The 7545-nt window shown below is 58.8% G+C and carries 8 protein-coding genes and 1 pseudogene; 5 read left to right on the forward strand and 4 right to left on the reverse strand.

Annotation, left to right across the window (positions count from 1 at the left end; genetic code table 11):
* Nucleotides 1–687: YoaK family protein (locus D0Z70_RS23820; protein ID WP_147418835.1), on the reverse strand; the 687-nt coding region annotated here is incomplete at its 3' end.
* Nucleotides 688–792: 105 nt separating this feature from the next.
* Nucleotides 793–1131 (reverse strand): annotated as a pseudogene (locus D0Z70_RS23825) (alginate export family protein); the annotation flags it as partial.
* Between the two features lie 66 nt (nt 1132–1197).
* On the opposite strand from D0Z70_RS23825, the gene D0Z70_RS23830 reads away from it, so the two are divergent.
* A protein-coding gene (locus D0Z70_RS23830; protein ID WP_119750666.1) for an IS3 family transposase occupies nt 1198–2369 on the forward strand; the annotation gives its coding sequence in 2 pieces (ribosomal slippage) (nt 1198–1462 and nt 1462–2369; 1173 coding nt in all).
* 58 nt (nt 2370–2427) lie between these two features.
* Here the strand turns inward: D0Z70_RS23830 and D0Z70_RS25600 are convergent.
* Nucleotides 2428–2616 carry an MgtC/SapB family protein gene (locus D0Z70_RS25600; protein ID WP_239019121.1) on the reverse strand — a complete coding sequence of 63 codons (189 nt, stop codon included), beginning with the start codon at nt 2614–2616 and terminating at the stop codon, nt 2428–2430.
* 441 nt (nt 2617–3057) lie between these two features.
* Between D0Z70_RS25600 and D0Z70_RS23840 the strand changes: the two genes are divergently transcribed.
* The 4 genes from D0Z70_RS23840 (at nt 3058) to D0Z70_RS23855 (ending at nt 5872) form a co-directional block, all read left to right on the forward strand.
* Nucleotides 3058–3702, forward strand: a complete 645-nt coding sequence (locus tag D0Z70_RS23840; RefSeq protein WP_119750674.1) for a class I SAM-dependent methyltransferase — start codon at nt 3058–3060, stop codon at nt 3700–3702.
* A gap of 255 nt (nt 3703–3957) precedes the next feature.
* Complete coding sequence (locus D0Z70_RS23845) at nt 3958–4518, forward strand: dienelactone hydrolase family protein (protein WP_119750668.1); 561 nt, start codon at nt 3958–3960, stop codon at nt 4516–4518.
* A 114-nt stretch (nt 4519–4632) separates the two neighbouring features.
* Nucleotides 4633–5520, forward strand: a complete 888-nt coding sequence (locus D0Z70_RS23850) for an iron-containing redox enzyme family protein (protein ID WP_119750670.1) — start codon at nt 4633–4635, stop codon at nt 5518–5520.
* A gap of 4 nt (nt 5521–5524) precedes the next feature.
* The gene (locus tag D0Z70_RS23855; RefSeq protein WP_119750672.1) at nt 5525–5872 is read left to right on the forward strand and encodes a hypothetical protein; all 348 of its coding nucleotides are present in this window, start codon (nt 5525–5527) and stop codon (nt 5870–5872) included.
* 222 nt (nt 5873–6094) lie between these two features.
* Here D0Z70_RS23855 and D0Z70_RS23860 read toward each other — a convergent pair whose 3' ends face one another.
* Complete coding sequence (locus D0Z70_RS23860; protein ID WP_239019122.1) at nt 6095–7234, reverse strand: GGDEF domain-containing protein; 1140 nt, start codon at nt 7232–7234, stop codon at nt 6095–6097.
* Between the last annotated feature and the right edge of the window lie 311 nt (nt 7235–7545).

Here is a 7545-nt window from a genome sequence, read left to right on the forward strand (position 1 = left end):
TTCGCTCGCGGCGGGATGCATCATGCAGGCCAGCGTTCCCGCGAGGACAAGGAAGCCAGCCAGCAGCAGCGGCAGGACGAGGCCGCCATGGGTGACAAACCACGCGCCGATGGCCGCGCCCAGAAAGATCGCTGCGATGCTGCCGACGCGCCGCGCCCAATTGGGGTTGGCTCCGCCCGCCAGACTGGAATCGGCGGCAAGGCCGGTGACCGTCAGCGTCAAGACGGTGGTGGTCAGGTCCGGCACCTTCAACTGGCGGATGGTTGCGTTGCGGAAACCCATGGCAAGGCCGGTCAGGGCAATGATCGCAAAGACCTTGTATCCCGGCGACTGGCCGGCGACATCGAAGCCGATAGCTACACCGGCTGCGATCCATAGCAGTCCCGCCTCAACCAGCGCGGCGACAAACAGCCAGCGGCGCAGCGGCAGTCCCGCATGATGCTTGCCAACTCTCCCGGCCACCAGCGCGCCGATCATGAAGAAAGCGATGGCGGCCAGATAGGGCGCGACGCGGAAGCCGGGCGTGCCTACCGCGGCGAAGCCGAGGAACACGATATTGCCGGTCATGTTGGCGGTGAAAACCTTGCCAAGGCCGAGCACCGAGATGGCATCGACAAGGCCCGTGGTGACGGAGAGCAACAGCAGCAGCCAGGGCAAGGGCGAGGCGGTGGATTTGGACGGGATCATGGCGGTCTCCTGCAACAGATGTTCGGTCGGTACGGGATTAACGAACCGGACGCTGCTCTCTCAGTCGAATAAGATCGTCGGACATGTTCGATAAATCAGAAAAGATCAGAAGCGAAAATTGCTTTCCAGCCAGATCATCAGAATAGAGCGGGCCGCGCCGCTCTGTCGGATGAAGGCGCCCGGCGCGAAGGCGGAGACGGACGTGGACAATTCCCATTCTTGGCTGGCTTGCCAAGCCAACGTCGCTTCGGCCTCCTTGCCGACGAAGCGCGCGTCGCTATCCCCTGCCGCGCGGATCAGGTGGCCGGGTATGTCGTAGACGCCGTCGCCCCGGCTGTAGCGCCAATAGGCCATGGCTGCGACACTGGCCGACGCCCCGCTCCCAAGATCGAACTCCATGCGTGGATTGACGCTGACGATGTTGGTCGGGCCGACTGGCGACAANTGAGGTGGTGCCTGTTTTCTGGACAGGATGCTAAGCTAATGCCGACCTGACGGATTGGTACGGGAATGAAGACGACGAGGAAGCGCTACAGCGCGGATTTCAAGGCGAAGGTGGCACTGGAGGCGATCCGGGGTGACCTGACGCTGGCAGAGCTGGCGGCCAAGCATGGCGTTCACCATACGATGATCGCATCGTGGAAACGCCAGGCCATCGATGGGATGGCGAGTACGTTCTCCGGCGCCAGCGATGCGACCAAGGCTGTCAGCGAGAGCGAGGTGGAAAAGCTGCACGCCAAGATCGGGCAGCTGGTGGTGGAGCGGGATTTTTTAGCGAAAGCCTTCGGTCGATGAGCGTGGACCGGAGGCGGGCGATGGTCGAACCTGCTCACCACCGCCTGTCGATCGCGGCGCAGTGCCGCCTGCTGCGGATCAGCCGTTCGTCCTATTACTACGCCCCGGTGCCGGAAACGGACGAGACGCTGGCACTGATGACGGTGATCGACGAGACCTTCATGGAATGCCCGTGGTATGGCAGCCGCCAGATGGCGCGGCATCTCCGGCGCAATGGCCGGGATATTGGTCGCCGTCGCGCGCGGCGGCTGATGGCGAAGATGGGCCTCACGCCGATCTACCAGCGGCCGCGCACCAGTGATCCCCACCCGCAGCACCGGGTCTATCCGTATCTGTTGCGCAAGCTGGCGATCGAGCGGCCCAATCACGTGTGGTGCGCTGACGTGACCTATATCCCGATGCGGCGCGGCTTCCTCTATCTGGTGGCGATCATGGACTGGGCGACCCGCAAAGTTCTGGCTTGGCGGTTGTCGAACACGATGGATGCCGGCTTTTGCGTCGCGGCGCTGGAGGAGGCACTGGTCCGCTACGGCAAGCCCGAGATCTTCAACACGGATCAGGGCAGCCAGTTCACCAGCTTTGCCTTCACCAGCGTGCTGCGCGACGCCGAGGTCCGCATCAGCATGGACGGTCGGGGCCGTTGGATGGACAATGTCTTCATCGAGCGCCTCTGGCGCTCCCTGAAGTACGAGTGCGTCTATCTCCATACCTTCGAAACCGGCTCCGAACTGAAGGCTGGCCTCGGCCGGTGGATCACCTATTATAATACCCAGCGTCCACACTCGGGCCTGGCCGGGCGAACCCCGGTTGAGGCCTATCGGCGGATCGGGCGATCAGATCATGGGGGGCATGCCCCCCATGATCTGATGATCAAACAGGCGGCATGAACGACAACCGGGATTAGCTTAACTCAGCCGCCAAACTGTCCAAGAAGGCGGGACCACCTCAAAGGAGCGGCAGCAATGTGCCGGCCAGCATCAGCACATACAGACCCGCTCCGGCCGTAATTCCCACTGCCGCCGCCATCCAGAGGCTGGCGGCCTTCGTCATGTTCCTGACGTCGCCGCCTTTAACGAAAATGAGACCGCCGGCGATGAAACCGACAGCCTGCGCCAAGCCTTGTACGACCCGCATAGGGTCCCCCTCACGGTGTTCTTCGACCAACTCAATGGCCGAAAGCGTGAGCGAAGGTCCGCATCGTGGCCTTGACGTTCTCGTTCGAAGCCGAGTGCCAGCCCCAGGACCGAAGCGGGTGAGGGTGATGGGCAGATCGTTTGCGAGCTTTGTACATCCCTTTCCGCTGCAACAAACGCGCGCCGTCTGGATGAGGTACACGTTTTGCACTCAGCGTGGTCTGTAGCCAATGCCCTGACCGTTTTGCAGACTCAAAGGTCTAGATTTGTGAGGCTCATATCGTCGAGGCGTTATGCGGATGAAACCCTGACCGCATCGAAAACTTACTGACCCAACTTAATCCGCATGTCTTTAAATGTCCTTCATAGGGAACAGGCCTCAATCAGGCTGGTTGTCGCTTACATTGCAAATTCCATTTTGATAAGAAGACTGATGAGAGAGATGCTTGAAACCGTGGCGATTCCAAGCACCCGCGCGGCCCAGCCGGACGCCGGCAATTTGCGCGGCCAAAGCGCATCGCTTGGTCTGTCGATAAGGACATTTTTTGAGCAGCCGATGATGGTGGGGTCGGCCTTTCCCGCCAGCCGCTGGCTCGTACGGCATATGTTGGCGCGCCTGAACTGGCAACGGATGAAGCTATTCGTTGAATTCGGGCCGGGTACGGGCGTCTTTACGCGCGCGGCGCTGGATCGCCTACCCGCTGACGCCACGTTGCTGGCCTTCGACACCAGTCCTGCTTTTATCGATCATCTTCGAGATTCAATACAGGACTCGCGATTGCAAGCAGTCTGCGCACCAGCCGCAAATGTGGCCACTTTGTTGAGGGATCGGGGCCTGCCGCTTGCCGACTGCATCCTGTCAGGCCTCCCATTCTCGACCCTAGACCCAATGGACGCAGAGCGAACAATGGCCGCCAGTCGCGCCATTCTCGAGCCTGAAGGCATTTTCTGCGCCTACCAAATGCGCCGCACCATCGAGCCTCTTTTAAAGAAGCATATCGGCGGCGTCCGCTCCGCCTATGAGTGGCGTAATATCCCCCCGTGCCATCTTTACTGGGCTGACGCCACCAACCCTCAAGCCAACTAGTGGAGAGGAGCGATGAGTGAAAGAACGCGCAAGCCGCCAAGCCCTCCGACATGTCGATGGTTGATAGTCCGCGCCAAAGCCCGATGGGTGAGCAATGATGGCTGACGATCGCGGCGGGAGACATTCCCGCCAGCGAACGAGGCCAATGGTCGGGCTGTTCTGGTCGTCCATGAAGCGGACGGTATTGGCAGCAAGTCAGGTGTCATTGTCGCCGGCTTGCGAAACTGGGTTATTTTACATTGGCAGCGGACATGCATGGCGACCGTAAGCCTGCATGGAGAGGCTATTGCCATCGCCTTGGCGCAGTTCCGGCGCGAGCCTGATCTTATCCGCAACCGCGCCGTAGCGGCCCACACGGCTTTACTGGGCGTGGCTGGTGTAGACATGCGTGATAGCGCCGCGATCGGTTTCAGTTTTGGTGGTTTTGCTGTGCTGGACCTGGCGCGCTCGGGTGCGCCTGTCACAGCTGTCGCAAACTTCCATGGCCTGCTGACGACTGCCATGCCTGCCAAGCGGGGGGAAGTAAACGTGCGTGGCGGTTACACCGGTAGCGGGGATCCTTTGGTGCCTGCCGCGGACGTCACCAGGTTTCAGGAAGAAATGTCGCAAGTCGATGTAGATTGGCAGATCTCCATTTATGGCTATGCGCTCCACAGCTTCACGAACAAAGACGTCGGCAAGCTGGGCGACCCGCGCACGGCGTATGATCCATTATCTCACAATGCGTCCTGGCAAGTCGCGATGGACTTTCTGCAGTTGAGCTTTGAGCAGGTCGGAAGCTCCAATCGGGACGAGGACCTTTGCATCCTAACGTGAAGAGCTAAGGACCCTTGCCGTCGCAGGTCGCCGGTTGATCCTGGTTAAGGTGTTTCCACGGAACGACAACGGCCCTTTCGGACTTTTTATGTCAACAGATCGGAAGGTAAGCTCGTGGCCACTCAGCTTGAACATGGTAGTTCGCAATTTTTGCGTCAGGATTTTCAGCAAGAACTTAGCCGATGGAACAGGCAAAGACTCGCGCCCGCCTTTCCATCAGAAGCGACGGCCGCTCAATTTAGTAATGATCGCAATATGCTCCGACTGGAACATGCATTTATCGAGGAATTGCGCGAGCATGTCGTAGATGAGGCAGCCGATGCGCCTACCACGCCTGATGCATTTATTGACTGGTTCGAGGGTTTGAAAGCGACCGGACCTGGGCAGCATGACCGCCTTTTTTCATGGCTGGCGGATCAGGCCGACAGAGACGAACTCCGTTGGTTCCTTTCGCAGGAAGCCGCCGGTGAGGCAGGATTTGATGATCTCGTAGCTCTCACGCAGGTCAAGCTGCCGACTCGAGCAAAACTGGAGCTCGCCCGCAACTATTGGGACGAAATGGGACGCGGAAATCCCAAGGGCATGCATGGCCCCATGCTCAATCGGCTCACCGACATTCTCGACCTTGATACGCAGATCGAACACACCGTTTGGGAGAGCCTGGCGCTCGCTAACGCCATGACAGCCATGGCTTCATCGCGAAACTATGCCTGGCATAGCGTCGGCGCTCTTGGTGTCATTGAGCTGACCGCGCCTGATCGCTCGGCGCACACAGCGAAAGGTTTGCGCCGGATCGGCTTGAGTGGTTCCGAGCGGCGTTATTTCGATCTCCACGCCGTCCTCGACATCAAGCACAGCCGGGATTGGAACGACGAGGCGATCCGCCCCTTGGTCGAGGAAGACCCGCGTCGGGCGACAGCAATGGCTGAAGGTGCGCTCATTCGGCTTTACTGCGGGGCCCGGTGCTTTGAGAGATATCGCGCTGATTTGGGGGTGGAGTGAGACCATGGCACGTTCCATTCTGCTCGTCGAAGACGACCCTAACGTCGCAGCTTTGATCTCCGATATGCTTGAGGGGGCCGACTATGTCGTCGATGGCCCCTATGCCACCTTGTCTGATGGAATGGAGGCACTTGCCAGATCAATGCCGGCAGCAGCCGTACTGGACATCCGTCTAAGGTGCGGAGATATCGACTTGTTGGCCGATGATCTGGACCTCTATGATATCCCGTACCTGTTTTGCTCCGGCGCTTTCGATCATCCGGCTGTCAGACGGCACCCCAACGCTCTTCTTGTGCCAAAACCCGCGCTGGGACGGAGCCTGATATCTACTCTGCAGTCGATGCTGCACTGACTAGATTAGGCTGGGCTTATCGAGAGTGGGATTTCAATGACAGTAGAGCTTCTCGAGAGATAGCCATCACGTTAGTATTTGACAAAATTCCTCGCACCTTCGCAGTCGATGTTATGCCCGTGAGATAGGGTGAACAATGGGTTAGGACCACCCTACACGGGTCGCCGATGGGCAGCTTTCTGATTTATTTCGACGCGAGAAGGGGGGCATTGTCAAACTCTGTCAGGCAACGGCACGACCGCCGCCGGCGTCGATGATCTCGCAGAAATGAACCTGCGCCTTTCCCTTGGCCTTGGATCGGTAAAGGGCGCTGTCAGCACATTTCATGAGTCCGTCCAGATCCAGACCATGCACCGGCGCGAGCGCAATGCCGATACTGACAGAGATGCGCATCTCCGTGCCGTTGATATGATATGTGTCGGAAAGCTGGCGAATGATGCGCCGGGCAAGGAGCTCCGCCTGGTCTTGATGTTCGACGCCTGGCTGGAGCACCACAAATTCGTCTCCGCCGACCCTGCCTACCACATCGTTGCCTCGCACCGTTGCAACGAGACGCTGTGCGACCTCAGCCAACATCACATCGCCGACAGGATGTCCGAACTGATCATTGATGGCCTTGAACCCATCCAGATCAAGATAGTGCAGGGCAATTTGTTGATCGGCGCGACAAGACGTTGTGCGGTTCAAGAAAGACTCGCGGATCAGCAGTCTGTTTGCAAGACCGGTAAGTGGGTCATACCGTGCCAGCTTTCCCAAGTCATGCTTGGTGGTGAGATGGTCGACCGCCGATCGGTAAAGATGTCGGACGGACTCGATACTCATCACCGCAACTACAAAGAGCAAAATCGCTTCCAGAATGAAAAAGTGAGCGTGCAGAAGGCTTGGCCCGACAAACGTCGCGTGTATCAACATTGCTAGCGAAACCGGCACTACGCAGATCGTTTGGCTGATCAGGCATAGCCTTGGCCTGCCTGCGTTGCGAGAGACTATGCCAGCTCCGAAGGTAAAGATGAGGCTGACTGTCGCAAGATGGATGATGGGCTGATGTGCTGAAAGCACCGACACATTCAGAGCTGCGATCAATGCTGCGCAACCATAGGTCAACCAAGCGTATCGCCTTTCCCATCTTCTGAGCGCCCCTACGTCCTGTGCTATGCCGCCCGCACGATGGTAGCCGTGGATGACCGCGAGGCGGAAAATCGTCACAGCGCTTGCGCAGCATATCAGTGCCAGAATGGCAGAGTCCCGCCAGCTCAGGAAGACGAGAGTTCCTACCAAAGCGTAAAGGATGCCGAACCCCAGAATTGGTGCGCTCATCGTGAAGAGCGTTGCGACCAGATCGCGATAGACCGCCTCGGGCAATAGCAAGTCTGCTCGCCAGCTGAATATAGCTGGCGTTGACCGCTGGCTGGTCACGAGTGCATGTCTCTCCATGATCTAATAATGCTATAATTGGGTTAACGATTCGCCACTGTCTCCGGCTCGCGCGGGTCAGATCGAACTGTCCATCGCGATGGCTAAGAAGGCAAAACTGTAGAATGTCGGATCCAGCGTATGCATCCGGTGAAATACGCAGATCAGGCCGCTTGGCGTTGATCGTCTGTGACGCGCCAGTTCCAGGGAAGCAGTTCGTGGAGCCGGCTCTGTGGGATGTCGGCGATGCGGCTGAGCAC

It is taken from the genome of Sphingobium terrigena (assembly GCF_003591655.1).
GTDB lineage: Bacteria > Pseudomonadota > Alphaproteobacteria > Sphingomonadales > Sphingomonadaceae > Sphingobium > Sphingobium terrigena.

Coding starts and splice junctions, on each gene's coding strand:
- D0Z70_RS25600 (WP_239019121.1), bottom strand. CDS start 2,616: ATGCGGGTCGTACAAGGCTTGGCGCAGGCTGTCGGTTTCATCGCCGGC.
- D0Z70_RS23840 (WP_119750674.1), top strand. CDS start 3,058: ATGCTTGAAACCGTGGCGATTCCAAGCACCCGCGCGGCCCAGCCGGAC.
- D0Z70_RS23845 (WP_119750668.1), top strand. CDS start 3,958: ATGGCGACCGTAAGCCTGCATGGAGAGGCTATTGCCATCGCCTTGGCG.
- D0Z70_RS23855 (WP_119750672.1), top strand. CDS start 5,525: ATGGCACGTTCCATTCTGCTCGTCGAAGACGACCCTAACGTCGCAGCT.